This is a genomic window from Rathayibacter tanaceti, assembly GCF_001634385.1.
Taxonomy (GTDB): Bacteria; Actinomycetota; Actinomycetes; order Actinomycetales; family Microbacteriaceae; genus Rathayibacter; species Rathayibacter tanaceti.
The window spans coordinates 24,197-41,181 of sequence record NZ_LIIN01000008.1 but is presented as its reverse complement, the minus strand read 5'-3'; the positions used below and the strand labels follow the sequence as shown (position 1 = coordinate 41,181).

Genomic DNA, 16,985 nt, shown 5'->3' with positions numbered 1-16,985 from the left:
TCGGCGGTCGCCGCGTTCGTCGCGTAGGCGCCTCCCGCGCCGACCAGGACGACCGCGAGCACCGCGCCCGCGATGGCCGTGCGGCGCCGTCGCCGACGGACCGGCACTGCAGTGCCCGACAGGTCGAGCGCATCGTCGGGCCTGCTCGGGGAAGTCACCCCGTCATCGTAGGGGCGGGACCCCCGCCCTCCGGCCGATCACGCCCGCCTCAGCCGCTCCTGAGGCTGATGACGCCGGGAGCGGGCGCGAACCGGCCTTCCGAGCGACGCGCGAGCGCGTTCCGCGACCGTTCGGGCGCGGAACCGGGTGGGTCAGTGGGTCAGCGCCCAGAGCGCAACGGCGCCGGCCGAGGCCACGTTCAGCGAGTCGACGCCGTGCAGCATCGGGATCGTCACCACCGTATCGGAGGCGTCCACCGCCGCCCTGCTCAGCCCGTCGCCCTCCGCGCCGAGCACGATCGCCACCCGCTCAGGGCGTCCCGCGGCGAACTCGTCGAGCGGTACCGCCTCGGGCGCCAGGGCGAGCGCCGCGACTGAGAAGCCCGCGGCGAGCAGCGACTCCCTGGCGGGCCCCCACTCCGGCGTCCGCGTCCACGGCACCTGGAGCACCGTTCCCATGCTGACCCGGACGCTGCGACGGTAGAGCGGATCCGCGCAGCGCGGCGTCACCAGCACCGCGTCGGCGCCCATCCCGGCAGCCGCGCGGAACACCGCGCCGACGTTCGTGTGGTCCACCAGGTTTTCGAGGATCACGACCAGCCGGGCGTCCTCCAGGAGCTCGGCCATCGGCCGCAGCGGCGGGCGGTGCATCGAGGCGAGGGCGCCGCGGTGCAGGTGGAACCCGGTGAGTTCCTCGATCAGCGGATCCGGCCCGACGAAGACCGGCGCCTCGGGGAAGCGCTCGAGCACCGCTGCCGCCTCGGGGAGCCTTTTCTCCTGCACCAGAACCGAGCGCGGGCGATGGCCGGCGTCGAGCGCTCGCCTGATCACTTTCGCCGACTCCGCGATGTAGAGCCCGCCCTCCGGCTCCAGCACCCGACGCAGCGCCACATCGGTGAGGCGGTGGTAGTCCGCGAGGAGGGGGTGGTCGAGGTCCGTGATGTGCACGATCGGCATCCCGGCAATCTAGGGCACGCCGCGGACTAAACTCGGCGGAGGACCGCTCGGACGGTCCTCGAAGGAGGCGCGGATGGAGTCGAGTCCGACACCGGTCGCCGAGGGCCACGAGGCCCTGGCGATCGAGCAGGCCGTCGAACTCCTCCGCGGGCGCCGCATCGCCGCCGTCACCGGCGCGGGCATGAGCACCGACTCGGGCATCCCCGACTACCGCGGAGCGGGTGCGCCGGTCCGCAGCCCGATGACCTACTCGCAGTTCGTCGCCGACCCCGACTACCGCCGCCGCTACTGGGCCGGCAGCCAGCTCGGCTGGCGCCGCTTCACCAGCACGGTCCCCAACGACGGCCATCGCGCGCTGGCCCGCCTCGAGGAGCGCGGACTGCTCACCGGGGTCGTCACGCAGAACGTCGACGGCCTGCACGTGCGGGCCGGATCCCGTCGCGTCGTCGACCTGCACGGCTCCGCCGACCGTGTGCGCTGCATGACGTGCGGCCAGTACTTCGCCCGCGACGCGGTCGCCGAGCGGATCGAGGAGCTGAACCCCTGGCTCGACGACCCGGGTGTCTCCTCCCTCAACCCGGACGGCGACGCCGAGGTGCACGACGTCTCGGCGATGACGGTGCCCGAGTGCACGGTCTGCGGCGGGATCCTCAAGCCCGACATCGTCTTCTTCGGCGAGTTCATCCCCACCGAGCGGTTCCAGGAGCTCGCGCCATCGTCGCCGGCGCCGACGCGCTGCTCGTCGCCGGCTCCTCGCTGGTCGTCAACTCCGGTATCCGCTTCCTCGAGATCGCTCGACGGGCGCGGATGCCGATCGTGATCGTCAACCGCGGCACCACCAAGGGCGACTCGCGCGCGACGATCAAGATCGACGGCGGTACGAGCGAAGTACTCCGCGACCTCACCGAGCGCCTGCCCGCCCTGCGGTCCGCGGCCCTCTGATCCGGCTCCCGACCTCCCGAGAGGCCCCTGTGACCCAGCTCACCCTCGTCCGACACGGCCAGACCGAATGGAACGCCGCGCGCCGCATCCAGGGGCGGAGCGACATCCCGCTCAACGCGGTCGGCCGCGCGCAGGCCCGCGCCGCCGCCCGCCTCCTGGGCGAACGGAGCTGGGACGCGTGGTGGCGAGCCCGCTGCAGCGCGCCTACGACACGGGCGCCATCATCGCCGACTCTCTGGGCCTGGAGGCGCCGCTGGCGGTGCCCGGTCTGGCCGAGCGCTCCTACGGCGAGGCCGAGGGGATGACCGGCCCGGAGCTGAGCGAGCGGTTCCCGAGCGGCATCGAGGGAGGCCCCATCCCCGGATGCGAGACCCGCGCCGAGGTCGTCGCGCGGGCGACGGCGGCACTGCTCGAGGTCGCGGAGCGGTTCCCGGGTGCCTCCCTGGTGGTCGCGACCCACGGCGCCGTGATCGGCAGCCTGATCCGCACGCTCAGCAGCGATGAGCTGCCGCCGCACGGCATGTCGGTCGGAAACGGCTCACGGCACGACTTCGCGATCGTCGACGGTGCGCTGCGCGTGGTCGGCATCGACGACTCCGGCGACGTGGTGGTCGCCGACGTCGACCTCGACGACGTCGTCAGCCCTGCGGCCGGAGCCCGATCCGTCGGTTCAGCGCCCGTCCGCTGAGCGCTCGCCCAGGTCGGTGAGCAGCTCGAAGAGCACCCGGGCGGAGTCGCGCCACGAGAACGCCGCTGCGCGCTCGCGGGCGCGGGCCGACTGCGCGCGCCACACGGCGCCGTCCTCGAGCGAGCGCACGCCGTCGGCGATCGCCTTCGCGCTCGACGGATCGACGTAGACCGCCGCCTCCTGCGCGATCTCGCGGAAGATCGGGATGTCGCTGACGACCACCGGCGTTCCGAGGGCCATCGCCTCGACCAGCGGGATCCCGAAGCCCTCGTCGCGACTCGCGGTGACGAGCGCGGTCGCGCGCGCCAGCACGGCCCGGTACTCGGCGTCCGGCGCGCCCTGGTGGAACACGAGCTCGGCGGTGGGGGCGAGAGCACGGAGCGTCTCGACCGTCTCGTCACCGGCCCGGCTCATCAGGTGCAGCTCGTAGTCGGGCAGGAGGCGCATCGCCCGCGCGAGCGACTCGACGTTCTTGTACGGCATGAACGAGCCCATGTAGACCAGCGAGCGGGCGTCGGAGCGGTCCGGCAGGGAGGCGGCGAGTGCGACGCTCGCCTCGTCCGGCTCGGTCGTCGCGTTCGGCACGACCACCACGCGCCGCGTGGTCAGGCGGTTCGCGCGGAGGAGCTCGCGGGTGGTCTCCGAGACCGTGACGACCGCATCAGCGCGCTGGAGGAGCCTCCGCTGCGGCCACCAGGCGAGGTGGTAGAGGCGCCAGAGCCCGCGTATGGGCGCCGGCAGGTCGCGCGGGGGCGTGCGGTGACGGTAGTAGATGAGGTCGTGGACCGTGAGCACCAGCCGGTAACGGCGTCCGAGCGAGCCCATGGTCTGCATCGGCGAGAACACCACGTCGGGTCGCAGCCGGTTCACGAGCAGCGCGACGAAGGGCTCGAACGGGCTCGTCGGCCCGGTCACACGCTCCCACGGCAGCGAGGGCAGCATCGCGAGCTGGCGGCGGTCGCTGATCAGCATCGTCACGTCGTGCAGCAGCGCGAGCTCGCGCACCAGCTCGGCGGTGTAGCGGCTGATGCCGTCGTGGCGCTCGAGCCGGGTGTACCGGCAGTCGACGACGATCCTCATCGGTCGATCCCCCCTTCGAGGACGCTGCGCAGCACCGAGGCGGCCTCGTCCGGTGTCTCGTAGTGGATCAGGTGGCCGACTCCGTCGATCACGTGCAGGCGGGCGTGTGGCAGCCGCTCGAGCAGGCGGTACTGCGCCGAGAGCGGAGTGATGTCGTCCTGCGCCGCCGCGATCAGCAGCGTCGGCACGCTAATGCGAGCCGCGTACTCGCCGACGTCGTGCGAGACCGACGCGCGGAACGCCTCCAGCACGGTGTCGCGCGAGGCGAAGGCGCTGAAGTAGCGGTCGTGCTGGTCGTGCACGAAGCGGCGCAGCGCCGGATCCTTCGTCTTCACCATCGCCAGGCTCATCACCCGGACGATCAGGGGGTCGCTCAGGAGGCGGTGGCCGAGGCGGCGGGGCAGCACCGCGCCGAGGCGGTAGTAGAGCACGGCGAGCCTCGTCAGAACGCCGCGAGGCCCCGCCAAAGCCGGAGCGCCGATGGGGTTCACCAGCACCAGGAGGGGCGTCGGCAGTCCGCCGGCGACCGCGCCCGCCGCGACGATGGAGCCGAAGGAGTGGCCGAGCACGACCGCCGTGCCGCGCAGCCCGAGCGCGTCCAGGAATTCGCCGAGCCAGGCCGCGTAGCCGTCGACGTCGTGCGCGTGGGCCGTCATCGGCGCAGAGGCCCCGAAGCCGGGAAGGTCCGGGGCGACGACCCGTGCGTCTGCTCCCCCGGCCAGCAGCCGGGCGATCACCGGCTCGAGCCCGTGGTGCTCGCCCCGGAACCCGTGCACGAGCACGAGCACCGTCGCAGCCTCCGGAGAGCCGTAGGTCCAGTAGGCGGTGGCCGATCCGGCGACGTCCACCGAGGCCTCCCGCACGGGGAGGCGGCCGAGATCGGCGGCGTAGGGGGAAGCTGAGGTCATCGCAGTTCCCATCGTAGGGAAAGCCTGTCGAACTTCTCGCCGCAACGCCTTGCGTGGCCGCGATCCGAGCCGGGAGCATGAGCAGGCGCTCGCTTCGGGGCGCACCGCCCGCCCGTCTCCCCCGACGGTCATCCGCTCAGCGTCTCCTCCGACGGTCATCCGCTCAGGGTCATCCGCTCAGGGGTCATCCGCTCAGGCAGCAGCAGAAGGAGCACCGTGAGCTTCACGTCGCCGATCCAACTCCCCGGTCTCGCCCTCGACCCCCAGTGGTACCGCCGCGCGGTGTTCTACGAGGTGATGATCCGGTCGTACTACGACTCCAACGGAGACGGCGCTGGCGACATCAACGGGCTCGCGTCCAAGCTCGACTACCTGCAGTGGCTCGGCATCGACGCGCTCTGGCTCCCTCCGTTCTACATGTCCCCGCTGCGCGACGGCGGCTACGACGTCTCGGACTTCACTGCGATCCTCCCCGAGTTCGGCACCATGGAGGACTTCCGCGACCTGGTGCGCAAGGCGCACGAGCGCAACATGCGCATCGTGATGGACTTCCCGCTCAACCACACCAGCGACCAGCACGAGTGGTTCCAGCAGTCGCGCTCGGACCCCGAGGGCCCTACGGCGACTTCTACGTCTGGAACGACACCGACGACAAGTGGCCGGACATCCGCATCATCTTCGTCGACACCGAGGACTCCAACTGGGCCTTCGACGCCGAGCGCCGCCAGTTCTACTTCCACCGTTTCTTCTCGCACCAGCCCGACCTGAACTTCGAGAACCCGGCGGTCCACGAGGCGATCCACGACGTCGTCAGGTTCTGGCTCGACCTGGGCGTCGACGGGATCAGGCTCGACGCGATCCCCTACCTGTACGAGTCCGACGAGGGCAATGGCGAGGGTGAGCCGCCGACCCACGACTTCATCAAGAACCTGAGGCAGATGGTCGATCGCGACTACCCCGGCCGCATCCTCATCGCGGAGGCGAACCAGTGGCCGCGCGAGGTCGCCGCGTTCTTCGGCACCGAGGAGGAGCCGGAGTGCCACATGGCCTTCGACTTCCCGGTCATGCCGCGGATCTTCTACTCCCTCCGCGCCCAGACAGCCAACGAGCTGAAGAAGGTGCTCTCCGAGACCTTCGACATCCCGAGCGGAGCCGCATGGGGGGTCTTCCTCCGCAACCACGACGAGTTGACGCTCGAGATGGTCTCGGAGGAGTACCGCCAGGCGATGTACGGCTGGTACGCCTACGACCCGCGGATGCGCTCCAACATCGGCATCCGGCGCCGTCTCGCGCCGCTGCTCGACAACTCCCGCGCCGAGCTCGAGCTCATCAATGCGCTCCTATTCTCCCTCGCCGGCAGCCCGTTCCTCTACTACGGCGACGAGATCGGCATGGGCGACAACATCTGGCTCAACGACCGCGACGCCTCCCGGACCCCGATGCAGTGGACCCCGGACCGCAACGCCGGCTTCTCCGCCGCCGACCCGGGCAAGCTCGTGCAGCCGATCGTGCAGTCGCTCGTCTACCACTACAACCAGGTCAACGTGGAGGCGCAGCTCGCGCAGTCGCGCTCCCTGCTGCACTGGATGCGGAACGTCCTGCACGTGCGGCGAGGGCACCCCGCGTTCGGTCTCGGCTCGATGCGCGTGCTCGAGACCGACCACGAGTCGGTTCTCGCCTTCGTGCGTGACTACGCCGGATCCGGCAGCGAAATGGGCGATCAGCCCGAGGAGGTGCTCTGCGTCTTCAGCTTCAACCACAATCCGGTCTCGGTGACGATCACCGATCCCGAGAATCCGGGCTCGAGGCTCACCGATCTCTTCGGCGGCGGACGCTTCCCCGGCTTCACCGACGAGGGTGCGCTGACGATGACGCTCGGCACCCAGGGCTTCTATTGGCTGCACGTCGCCAAGGCCCCCGTGGCCCGCTGAGCCCTCCGCCTCAGAGGATGTCGGAGGCCCCGCCTATGCTGTCGGCGTGAGCAGCACCGCAGCGACCGAGCCCACCCTGTTCGACGACGCCGATCTCGAGGTCCCGAGCGAGCGCGCCCCCGAAGCGGGCGCACGCTGGTTCGATCACCTCGCCGTCTTCGATCTCGAGACGACCGGGATCGACGTCCGCACCAGCCGCATCGTGACAGCGCACGTCGGCGTGCTCGACACCGCCGGTCAGCCGGTCGAGGGAACGACCTGGCTGGCCGATCCGGGCGTCGAGATCCCCGAGGGCGCCAGCGCCGTCCACGGGATCAGCACCGAGCACGCCCGGGAGCACGGCCGGCCGGCCGGCGAGGTCGTCGCCGAGGTCTCGGAGGCGCTGCGCTCCCTCCTGGCCCGCGGCGTCCCCGTCGTCGTCTACAACGCCCCGTACGATCTCTCGCTCCTGGCCCACGAAGCCCGCCGCTGGGGCGTGCCGGTCCTGCTCGATCCGAGCCCGGTGATCGATCCCCTCGTGATCGACAAGGCGGTCGACCGCTATCGCAAGGGCAAGCGCACGCTGACGCTCGCCGCCGAGCACTACGGAGTCGCCCTCACCGAGGCGCACGACGCCGGCGCCGACGCCGTCGCGGCCGGCCGCGTCGCCCAGGCACTCGGCCGCGCCTTCGCCGACGAGCTCGGTGTCGATGCTGAGGCGCTGCATGCGCTGCAGATCGACTGGTGCCGCACCCAGGCCGAGTCGTTCCAGGAGTACATGCGCCGGGTGCGAGACAACTCCTTCGTCGCCGATGGATCCTGGCCCGTCCGGCACTGAGCCGACGCGCCGGCGAGAGTGCCTAGGTGAGCGTCCGCCCCTCCCGCAGCAGCACCAGGTACTCCTCGATCCGCCGCGCACGAGTCTCCGCCCGCTTGAGCTGAGAGAGCCGGAAGAGGAACGCGAACCGCTTCTGACCGCCGACCGTCGCGAAAAACGCCTGGGCTGCCGGATCCGCGTCGAGCGCTGCCTGGAAGTCGTCGGGCACCTCGGCGTCCCGCTGCCGGTACGCCGCGTCCCAGCGACCATCGGCCCGCGCCCGCTCGACCTCTGCGAGCCCGGCGGGCAGCATCCGCCCCTCCGCGATCAATCGGGCGACGTGGTCGCGGTTGACCTTCGACCACGGGCTCGCTCGGCGCCGCGGCGTGAAGGCCTGGAGCTTGAACTGCTCATCGAAGGCTCCCGCCTGCCCGTCGATCCAACCGTGGCAGAGCGCGACGTCCAGCGCCTCGACGTAGGTGATGCCGGGGTCCACGGCCGCCTTCTTGCGCAGCTTCAGCCGGACGCCTCCCGTGTCCGGCTCGCCGCGCAGGTAGGCGTCCCACTCCTGCGGAGTGGTGAACGGCAGGATCAGCTTGTCAGCGAAGGACACCATGCCGGGACGCTACCGCGCCCACTCGCGAAACGGCGACGGTCGGAGATCCGCCGCAGACCCCTCCACCCACGGACCGCTCCGCAACCGGAACGCGAGGGCCGCGCGTTCCCCCGCAGGACGAGACGCCGCTTCCCTCGAGGAACGACGGAGGCCCCCGACCGCGAGGTCGAGGGCCCTCCGAGAGGAGCTGCTACTTGCCGAAGTTCTTGTAGCGGCTGTTGAACTTCTCGACGCGACCGGCCGAGTCCATGATGCGCTGCTTGCCCGTGTAGAACGGGTGCGAAGCGGAGGAGATCTCGACGTCGATGACGGGGTACGTGACGCCGTCGAGCTCGATGGTCTTGCTGCTCGTCGCGGTCGAGCGGGTGAGGAAGGTCTCACCCGACGCGAGGTCGCGGAAGACGATCGGCGCGTACTCGGGGTGGATGTCGGTCTTCATGGTCGTGTCCTGTCGCTTGATGGTCCTGAACCGCACCTGTCGTCGACGGGAACGGGTGGAGGGGGCGGGCGCACCGCGAACGGGCCCGAACCGGCTACCGAGAATACCAGACCGGCTCCGCCACGAGAAGGCGCGCCGCGCCCGAGAGGAGTAGTACCCCGCCCCGGTCAGCCTCGGGCGCGAGCCGAGAAGCGGCCGCTGTCTCGGTTCAGAGCGATGTCGAGCCCGAAGGTCTCGGCCAGCGTCGCCTCGGTGAGAGACTCCTCGAGCGGCCCCGCCGCGACGACGGCGCCCTCGCGGAGGAGCAGCGCGTGCGTGAACCCGTCGGGGATCTCCTCGACGTGGTGGGTCACCATCACGATCGCCGGCGAACCCTGGTCCTTCGCGAATCCGCCGAGCAGCTGCACGAGCTCCTCGCGGGCACCGAGGTCGAGGCTGGCGGCCGGCTCATCGAGCAGGAGCAGCTCGGGATCGGTCATGATCGCGCGCGCGATCTGGACGCGCTTCTGCTCGCCGTCGGAGAGCGTCCCGAAGGTGCGGTCGGCGAGATGCTCGAGCCTCCACTCCGCGAGCACGCGGCGGGCACGGCGGTCGTCGATCGCGTCATAGCCCTCGTTCCACCGGCCGGTGACGGCATAGGCGGCGGTCATCACGACATCGAGCACACTCTCGCCGGGCGGGAGCCGACGAGCCATGGCGGTCGAGGCGTAGCCGATCCGCGGACGCAGCTCGAACACGTCGACGCGGCCGAGGGTCTCCTCGAGGAGGTGGACGGCTCCGGTCGACGGATAGTTCTGCGCGGCGGCGAGCTGGAGGATCGACGTCTTGCCCGCCCCGTTGGGGCCCAGGACCACCCAGCGCTCGTCCTCGGCCACGTCCCACGACACGTGGTCGAGGATCCGCTTGCCGTTCCGGACGAAGGACACATCGACGAACGAGACAACGCTGGGCATGAGAGCCATCCTAAAGGGGGCGACCGGAGGCTCAGACGAGCGATTCGTAGATCGCGCGGGTGTCGTCGGCGATCCGGGTCCAGCTGAAGTGGCTCTGCGCTCGCTCCCGACCCGCAGCGCCCATCCGCTTGGCGGCCTCCGGGTCCGCCACCACCTCGGCGAGGGCGGCGGCCAGGTCGGCGACGTAGCGGTCGGGATCCACGGGCGTGCCGGTCCCGTCCGTGACCTGCTCGATGGGCACCAATCGTCCGGTGACGCCGTCGACGACGACCTCGGGGATGCCTCCGGTCGCGGTGCCGACGACCGCAGCGCCGCAGGCCATGGCCTCGAGGTTCACGATGCCGAGCGGCTCGTAGATCGACGGGCAGACGAAGGTGGTCGCAGCCGTGAGGACCGCCGAGAGCTGGTGCCGCGGCAGGTGGCGGTCGATCCAGACCACTCCCGTGCGCTCCTCCTGGAGACGGCGCACGAGCGAGGTCACCTCGGCCATGATCTCGGGAGTGTCGGGAGCGCCCGCGCAGAGGACGAGCTGTACCTCGGGGGGCAGTGTCGCGGCCGCCCGGAGCAGGTACGGCAGCCCCTTCTGACGGGTGATGCGGCCGACGAAGACCACGGAGGGCCGAGACGGATCGAGGCCGAGCCCGGCCAGGACCTCGTGGTCCTCGACAGGGTGCCAAGCGTCGAGATCGATGCCGTTGTAGACGACGTGCACCTTGGCCGGGTCCAGGGCGGGGTACGAGCGGAGGATGTCCTCGCGCATGCCGCCGGAGACGGCGATCACGGCGTCGGCGTTCTCGTAGGCCTCGCGCTCGATCCAGCTCGAGACGCGGTAGCCGCCGCCGAGCTGCTCGGCCTTCCACGGGCGCAGCGGCTCGAGGCTGTGCGCCGAGACGACGTGCGGGATGCCGTGGAGGAGCTGCGCGAGCCGTCCCGCCGCGTTCGCGTACCAGGTGTGGGAATGGACCAGATCGGCGCCGGCGGCGTCCTGCGCGATCTGCAGGTCGACTCCGAGGGTCTGCAGCGCACCGTTCGCGCCAGACAGCTCGGCGGGGACGGGGTAGGCGAAGGTGCCCGCCTCCTCACGCGGAGCACCGAAGCAGCGGACCACGACCTCGAGGTCGCTGCGCAGCGCCTTCGTGAGCTCGGCCACGTGGACTCCGGCTCCCCCGTACACCTCGGGCGGGTATTCCTTGGTCAGCAGATCGACTCGCACCCCCGAACCGTAGTACAGCGTCCTCTCACGGCGACAGCCCGGTCCACCGGCAGGCCCGAGCCTCTACTGTTGTGGCATGCAGTCAAAGAAGATCTTCGGCATCGTCCTCGCCGGCGGCGAGGGAAAGCGGCTCATGCCCCTCACGGCCGACCGGGCCAAGCCCGCGGTGCCGTTCGGCGGCCAGTACCGGCTGATCGACTTCGCACTGTCCAACCTGATCAATTCGGGCCTGACCCAGATCGTCGTGCTGACGCAGTACAAGTCGCACTCGCTGGACCGCCACGTCTCGCAGACCTGGCGCCTCTCGGGGCTGCTGAACTCCTATGTCGCCTCGGTTCCCGCGCAGCAGCGGCTCGGCAAGCGCTGGTTCAGCGGCTCGGCCGACGCCATCCTGCAGAGCCTCAACCTGATCCGCGACGAGAAGCCCGACATCGTCGTCGTGGTCGGCGCCGACCACGTCTACCGCATGGACTTCTCGCAGATGATCGACGCCCACATCGCATCGGGCGCCAAGGCGACCGTCGCCGCGATCCGACAGCCGATCGAGCTCGCCGATCAGTTCGGCGTGATCCAGCTCGCGGGCGACGAGGCCGGAGACGGCATCGTCCCGACGAAGATCGCCGAATTCCTCGAGAAGCCCAAGGACGCGGTCGGTCTGGCCGACGCTCCGCACGAGGTCCTCGCCTCGATGGGCAACTATGTCTTCGACGCCGACGCCTGATCGACGCGGTCATCCGCGACGGCGAGCTCTCCACCTCCGACCACGACATGGGCGGCGATATCATCCCGGACTTCGTCGCACGAGGCGAGGCGGGCGTCTACGACCTCAAGCTCAACGAGGTCCCGGGCTCCACCGACCGCGACCGCTACTACTGGCGCGACGTGGGCACGATCGACTCGTTCTTCGAGGCGCACCAGGACCTCATCTCCGCCCTCCCCGTCTTCAACCTCTACAACCAGCAGTGGCCGATCTTCTCGTCGCAGCTGAACTCGCCGCCGGCCAAGATCGTCCGCGACGGCAAGGGCAACATGGGCTCGACCGTCGACTCGGTCGTCTCCCTCGGCACGGTCATCTCGGGAGCGCACATCGAGCGCAGCGTGGTCGGCCCGTGGACCGTCATCGAGTCGAACGCGACCGTGACCGACTCGGTCGTCTTCGACAAGGTGCGGATCGGTCCGGACGCCCTGGTGGTGCGCGCTATCCTCGACAAGGATGTCGTCGTCGAGCCCGGCGCCCGTGTCGGCGTGGACCACGACCACGATCGCGAGCGAGGGTTCACCGTCACCGAGTCGGGCATCACCGTCGTCGGCAAGGGCGTCGTCGTCCACCCTTAGCACCCCCGCGGGTCGAGTCCCGCGCGACCACCCGACCGATTGGCCCGGCCCCATGAGTGAGCGTCCGACGACGCCTGCCCGCTTCCTCGTCGTCCTCGATGCCGACTCGACCCTCCTCCGCGACGAGGTCATCGAGCTGCTCGCCGAGCACGCAGGATCGGAGGAGCGCGTCGCTGCCATCACCGAGCGGGCGATGCGCGGCGAGCTCGACTTCAGCGAGAGCCTGCGTGAGCGCGTGGGCACTCTGGCCGGGGTGCCCGCCTCTGTCTTCTCCGGCGTCAGTGCCGGTGTCCGGGTCACGCCTGGCGCGCTCGAGCTCGTGGACGGCGTCCATGCCGCAGGCGGGCGCGTCGGAGTCGTCTCCGGCGGCTTCCACGAGGTGCTCGACCCCGTCGCGGGCGGGCTCGGCCTCGACTTCGTCCGCGCGAACCGTCTGGGCTGCCTCGACGGCGCCCTCACCGGGGCCGTCGCCGGACCCGTGATCGACGCGGGGGCCAAGGCGGAGGCGTTGCGCGAGTGGGCGACGGCGTCCGGCGTCCCCGGCAGCGCACGGTCGCGGTGGGCGACGGCGCCAATGACCTCGAGATGATGGCGGTCGCCGCCCTCGCGGTCGCCTTCAACGCGAAGCCCGTGGTGCGCGAGCGCGCAGATCTCGTGGTCGGCGGCCTCGATCTGGCGCAGCTGCTCCCGGTGCTCGGCCTTCGCGGCTGACGCCTCTCGCGTGGGATCCGCGGCTGATGCTCGCGGGCCCGCGAGCGCGATCAGCCCCGCACAGCCGAGGGTCGGCGGCTACCTCCCGGCGAGATCGACCCCTGCTCCTTCTGCGACGCGCCGGGCAGCCTGCCGAGAGCCCCGGTCAGCGGTCACGAGCGCTGGGGGCGCCGACCGGGGCGTCGGGCGCCTGCCCGATCGGCCAGAGAGCCGGAGGTGACCGGGTCCAGGAGGACCGCGACGACGTCGGACGAGCTCATGGCCTAAGGCCACGCGCCTTGCGTCGGCGAAGGGACGTGTATCGGCCGACGATCAGCGTGTTCACCGACGATGAGGTCGCCGCTCATCGATCAGTGGCCCATCCCGAGGCCGCCGTCGACGGGGATCACGGCGCCGGAGATGTACGCCGCCTCATCGCTGGTCAGCCAGCGGGTCACCTGCGCGACCTCGGAGGCGGTCCCGTAGCGCCCCAGCGGGATGCTCGTGCGGTACTCGGCCTGCTGGTCGGCAGGCAGCCCGGCGGTCATGTCGGTCTCGATGAAGCCGGGAGCGACGACGTTCGCAGTGATGTTGCGTGCGCCGAGCTCCCGGGTGAGCGAGCGGGCGAAGCCGACGAGAGCGGCCTTCGACGACGAGTAGTTGGTCTGGCCGGGCGAGCCATAGAGGCCGACGACGCTCGAGATCAGCACGACGCGGCCGAACTTCTGCTTGAGCATGCCCTTCGAGGCGCGCTTCACGACGCGGAAGGCCCCGGTGAGGTTGGTGTCGACGACCGAGGTGAAATCCTCCTCCGACATGCGGAGAAGGAGGGTGTCGCGGGTGATGCCTGCGTTCGCCACGAGGATCTCGACGGGGCCGAGCTCGGCCTCGACCTGGGTGAAGGCGGCGTCGATGGACGCGGTATCCGTCACGTCGGCGACCACGGTGAGCGATCCCTCCGGCCCCGAGCCCGAGCGCGCCGTCACGGCGACCCGGTGACCGGCGGCCACGAACTCCTCGGCGATCGCGTAGCCGATCCCCCGGTTGCCTCCGGTGACGAGGACGGTGCGCGGCGTGGTCATGGTGTCCCTCCTGCCGGCGCTCGTGCGGCGCCCGGCGACGCGTACATCTTAGAGGCGCCCCGCGCAACTGATTCCGGGATGCAGCCCGCTCGGCTTGCGCACCTCCGTCGGGACGTAGGCTTGCAGGGCTGTGAAACCACGCGAGACACTCACCTCCCTACCGCCGTCGCCGAGCGCCGAGCGGCGCTCCCGTGCGATCAAGTATTCGATCGCGATGGGCATACGTATGCTCTGCGTGATCTGCCTTCTCTTCGCCCACGGCTGGTGGCTGCTGTTCTTCGCGATCGGAGCCGTGGTCCTCCCGTATTTCGCAGTCGTGCTCGCCAACGTCGGCAGCGTCGGCGAGCGGGGCAACGTCGAGCGGCCGGGGGCGATCGTCCTCTCCCGTCCGGTTCCGCCCGCGCCGAGCGCTCCCGACTCTCCGCAGGAGCAGGGCACCGAGGGCGGCGATCCGCGGGGAGAGCGGTGATCCCCCTGGGCCGCGTGCCCGACGCGCACGCCTGCTCGCGTGCCGGCTGCCCGAACACGGCCACGTGGGCTCTGGAGTGGCGGAACCCGAGGATCCACGCCGAGGACCGCCGGAAGACGTGGCTGGCCTGCGGCGAGCACCTCGAGTTCCTCCGCGAGTTCCTCCTGGCCCGGGATTTCCCGCTCGAGGTGAAGCCGCTCTACACGGTCGACCGCGGAGCAGTGCGGTGAGCGACGACACGGCCCGCCCCTCCTGGCGCTTCGTCTTCTCGCGCCGATGGTTCGGCTACCTCGCACTCGCGGTCGTCTTCGCCGTCGCCTGCGTCCTGCTCTCGCGCTGGCAGGTGGCGCGCCTCGATCAGGCCGCCTCGACCAACCGACTGGTCACTGCCAACTGGACCGCCGATCCCGTCGCGCTCGACGGACTCCTGCCGGCCGACTCCGCCTGGGACGACGCACTCGAGTACCGCCCCGTCGAGGTCAGCGGCGTCTACGAGACCGAAGGCCAGACCCTCGTCCGTAACCGGCCCTACAACGGCAATCCCGGCTTCGAGATCCTGACGCCCCTCCGGCTCAACGACGGCAGCGTTTTCGTCGTGGACCGCGGCTGGGTCCCGGTCGGTTCGACTCAGGATGCACCCGATGCGATCCCCGCGCCGCCCGAGGGCGAGGTGACGGTCGTCGCTCGTCTGAAGCCAGCCGAGGGGCGGATCGACGGACGCTCCGCCCCGGCGGGCCAGATTGCGACGATCCAGCTCGACGACCTGTCGGCCCAGCTCGACGAGCCGCTGCGCACCTCCGCCTACGGCCTGTTGGTCGCTGAGTCGCCCGCACCGATCGACGCTCGCCCTCTGGCCGCGATCAAGCCCGTCGCCGACGAGGGCCTGCACATCAGCTATGCGATCCAGTGGGTGCTCTTCGCCGTCATGGGGTTCGGCGGGCTCGGCTGGGCGGTCAGGCACGAGTACCGGCTCCGCAACGCGGACGATCCCGAGGTCGTCGCGGCAGAAGAACGGCGCGAGGAGCGCCGCCGACGCCGCGGACGCAGCGACGCCGAGGTCGAGGACGAGCTGCTCGACGCCCGTTAGGCCAGCGTGATCAGATCGAGGTAGTCGGCCGCCCAGTGGTCCTCGGTGCCTTCGGGCATGATGAGCACCCGCTCGGGGTTCAGTGCCTCGACCGCGCCCTCGTCGTGGCTGACCAGGACGACCGCGCCCTCGTAGTGCGCCAGGGCGTCGAGGATCTCCTCGCGACTCGCCGGGTCGAGATTGTTGGTGGGCTCATCGAGCAGCAGGACGTTCGCCCCGGAGACGACGATCATCGCGAGAGCGAGTCGCGTCTTCTCGCCCCCCGAAAGCACTCCGGCAGGCTTGTGCGAGTCGTCCCCGGTGAACAGGAACGAGCCGAGTACACGGCGCGCCTCGGTCTCGGTGAGGTTCGGGCTGGCCGACACCATGTTCTCGAGCACGGAGCGCTTGACGTCGATCGTCTCGTGCTCCTGGGCGTAGTAGCCGATTCGCAGGCCGTGACCCGCTTCGATCACCCCGGTGTCCGGCTTGTCGACACCGCCGAGGATGCGCAGCAGGGTCGTCTTGCCCGCTCCGTTGAGCCCGAGGATGACGACCTTCGAGCCCCGGTCGATTGCCAGGTCGACGGCGGTGAAGATCTCGAGCGAGCCGTAGCTCTTCGAGAGGTTCTCGGCGTGCAGTGGAGTGCGGCCGCACGCCATCGGAGTCGGGAACCGGAGCTTCGCGACGCGGTCGACCGCGCGCACCTCCTCGAGGCCGCTGAGCATCTTCTCGGCGCGAGCCACCATCTGGTGCGCAGCTGCCGCCTTCGACGCCTTGGCTCCGAAGCGGGCGGCCTGGAGCTGGAGGGCCCCCGCCTTCTTCTCGACGTTGGCGCGCTCCTTCTTGCGGCGCTCTTCGTCGGCGGCGCGCTGACGCTGGTAGTTCTTCCAGTTCATGTTGTAGACGTCGATGACCTGGCGGTTCGCATCGAGGTAGAAGACGCGGTTCACCGTCTCACCGACCAGCTCGATGTCGTGGCTGATCACGATGAAGCCGCCGCGATACGTCTTGAGGAACTCGCGCAGCCAGACCACGGAGTCCGCGTCGAGGTGGTTGGTCGGCTCGTCGAGGATGAGAGTGCTCGCGTCCGAGAACAGGATGCGTGCGAGCTCGATGCGTCGGCGCTGGCCACCGGAGAGCGTTCTGAGCGGCTGGTCGAGGATCCGGTCGGGCAGGTTGAGATTGCTCGCGATCGACGCGGCCTCGGCCTCCGCCGAGTATCCGCCCAGGGCGAGGAAGCGGTCGGTGAGGTTGCCGTACTTCTTCATACCGGCCTCGCTGACGGCCGTGTCGCTGCTCGACATGGCGACCGTCGCCTCCTGCATGCCGAGGACGAGCTGCCCCAGCCCGCGGGCGCGAGGATGCGCGTGCGCGCCAACTCGTCCGGGTCGCCCGAGCGCGGGTCCTGCGGCAGATAGCCGATCTCGCCGCCGCGGTCGACCGTCCCCTTCGCCGCGATGAGGTCGCCGGCGAGGACCTTGGTCAGCGTCGTCTTCCCCGCGCCGTTGCGGCCGACGAGGCCGACCTTGTCGCCGTCGCCCACCCGGAAGGAGACGTTCTCCATCAGGAGTCGGGCGCCGACTCGGAGTTCGAGGTCGTGCACGCTGAGCACAGTGCTGTCCGTTCCCGCCAAGAAATGGCGTTCGGTTCGGGAGGAGT

12 protein-coding genes and 6 pseudogenes are annotated in these 16,985 nt (G+C 70.4%); 9 read left to right on the top strand and 9 right to left on the bottom strand.

The genetic code is table 11. From position 1 onward, the window contains the following. Positions 1-311 precede the first annotated feature (311 nt). Positions 312-1,115 carry a TrmH family RNA methyltransferase gene (locus ACH61_RS02225; protein ID WP_068208034.1) on the bottom strand — a complete coding sequence of 268 codons (804 nt, stop codon included), beginning with the start codon at positions 1,113-1,115 and terminating at the stop codon, positions 312-314. A gap of 73 nt (positions 1,116-1,188) precedes the next feature. On the opposite strand from ACH61_RS02225, the pseudogene ACH61_RS02220 reads away from it, so the two are divergent. Both ACH61_RS02220 and ACH61_RS02215 read left to right on the top strand, forming a co-directional pair. Continuing rightward, a pseudogene (locus ACH61_RS02220) lies at positions 1,189-2,057 on the top strand (Sir2 family NAD-dependent protein deacetylase). A 29-nt stretch (positions 2,058-2,086) separates the two neighbouring features. Next, positions 2,087-2,745, top strand: a pseudogene (locus ACH61_RS02215) (histidine phosphatase family protein). Here ACH61_RS02215 and ACH61_RS02210 read toward each other — a convergent pair. Together ACH61_RS02210 and ACH61_RS02205 are read right to left on the bottom strand one after the other, a co-directional pair. Beyond that, complete coding sequence (locus ACH61_RS02210) at positions 2,728-3,825, bottom strand: glycosyltransferase family 4 protein (protein ID WP_068208028.1); 1,098 nt, start codon at positions 3,823-3,825, stop codon at positions 2,728-2,730. The pseudogene ACH61_RS02215 and the gene ACH61_RS02210 overlap by 18 nt on opposite strands. Beyond that, positions 3,822-4,733, bottom strand: coding sequence for an alpha/beta fold hydrolase (locus ACH61_RS02205; RefSeq protein WP_068208025.1), 912 nt, complete (start codon positions 4,731-4,733; stop codon positions 3,822-3,824). The genes ACH61_RS02210 and ACH61_RS02205 overlap by 4 nt, the downstream gene beginning before the upstream one ends. Positions 4,734-4,949: 216 nt before the next feature. Between ACH61_RS02205 and treS the strand changes: the two are divergent. Beyond that, a pseudogene (gene treS / locus ACH61_RS02200) lies at positions 4,950-6,664 on the top strand (maltose alpha-D-glucosyltransferase). Between the two features lie 46 nt (positions 6,665-6,710). After that, positions 6,711-7,481: a 3'-5' exonuclease gene (locus ACH61_RS02195; protein ID WP_082844943.1), complete on the top strand. Its 771-nt coding sequence runs from the start codon at positions 6,711-6,713 to the stop codon at positions 7,479-7,481. 22 nt (positions 7,482-7,503) lie between these two features. Here ACH61_RS02195 and ACH61_RS02190 read toward each other — a convergent pair whose 3' ends face one another. From ACH61_RS02190 to glgA, 4 genes are all read right to left on the bottom strand, one after another. Next, positions 7,504-8,076 carry a YdeI/OmpD-associated family protein gene (locus ACH61_RS02190; protein WP_068208022.1) on the bottom strand — a complete coding sequence of 191 codons (573 nt, stop codon included), beginning with the start codon at positions 8,074-8,076 and terminating at the stop codon, positions 7,504-7,506. 190 nt (positions 8,077-8,266) lie between these two features. After that, positions 8,267-8,515, bottom strand: a complete 249-nt coding sequence (locus ACH61_RS02185) for a type B 50S ribosomal protein L31 (RefSeq protein WP_068208037.1) — start codon at positions 8,513-8,515, stop codon at positions 8,267-8,269. A 167-nt stretch (positions 8,516-8,682) separates the two neighbouring features. Continuing rightward, positions 8,683-9,468: an ABC transporter ATP-binding protein gene (locus ACH61_RS02180; protein WP_068208019.1), complete on the bottom strand. Its 786-nt coding sequence runs from the start codon at positions 9,466-9,468 to the stop codon at positions 8,683-8,685. Between the two features lie 31 nt (positions 9,469-9,499). Further along, positions 9,500-10,681, bottom strand: coding sequence for a glycogen synthase (gene glgA / locus ACH61_RS02175; protein ID WP_068208016.1), 1,182 nt, complete (start codon positions 10,679-10,681; stop codon positions 9,500-9,502). Between the two features lie 76 nt (positions 10,682-10,757). Here glgA and ACH61_RS02170 point away from each other — a divergent pair. Then, positions 10,758-12,016 (top strand): annotated as a pseudogene (locus tag ACH61_RS02170) (glucose-1-phosphate adenylyltransferase). Positions 12,017-12,068: 52 nt separating this feature from the next. Next, positions 12,069-12,727: pseudogene (gene serB, locus ACH61_RS02165) on the top strand (phosphoserine phosphatase SerB). Positions 12,728-13,077: 350 nt separating this feature from the next. On the opposite strand, the gene ACH61_RS02160 reads toward serB, so the two are convergent. Further along, the gene (locus tag ACH61_RS02160; RefSeq protein ID WP_068208014.1) at positions 13,078-13,788 is read right to left on the bottom strand and encodes a beta-ketoacyl-ACP reductase; all 711 of its coding nucleotides are present in this window, start codon (positions 13,786-13,788) and stop codon (positions 13,078-13,080) included. A gap of 130 nt (positions 13,789-13,918) precedes the next feature. Between ACH61_RS02160 and ACH61_RS02155 the strand changes: the two genes are divergently transcribed. Genes ACH61_RS02155 through ACH61_RS02145 form a run of 3 tightly spaced genes read left to right on the top strand, consistent with a single transcriptional unit; the run spans position 13,919 to position 15,344 of the window. After that, positions 13,919-14,257 (top strand): DUF3099 domain-containing protein, encoded by a 339-nt coding sequence (locus ACH61_RS02155; RefSeq protein ID WP_082844942.1) that lies wholly within the window; start codon positions 13,919-13,921, stop codon positions 14,255-14,257. Positions 14,258-14,271: 14 nt separating this feature from the next. Then, positions 14,272-14,487 carry a hypothetical protein gene (locus ACH61_RS02150; protein ID WP_413784018.1) on the top strand — a complete coding sequence of 72 codons (216 nt, stop codon included), beginning with the start codon at positions 14,272-14,274 and terminating at the stop codon, positions 14,485-14,487. Then, complete coding sequence (locus ACH61_RS02145) at positions 14,484-15,344, top strand: SURF1 family cytochrome oxidase biogenesis protein (RefSeq protein ID WP_068208005.1); 861 nt, start codon at positions 14,484-14,486, stop codon at positions 15,342-15,344. The genes ACH61_RS02150 and ACH61_RS02145 overlap by 4 nt, the downstream gene beginning before the upstream one ends. Here ACH61_RS02145 and ACH61_RS02140 read toward each other — a convergent pair. Next, positions 15,341-16,938: pseudogene (locus tag ACH61_RS02140) on the bottom strand (ABC-F family ATP-binding cassette domain-containing protein). The gene ACH61_RS02145 and the pseudogene ACH61_RS02140 sit on opposite strands and share 4 nt — an antisense overlap. Positions 16,939-16,985: the final 47 nt, after the last annotated feature.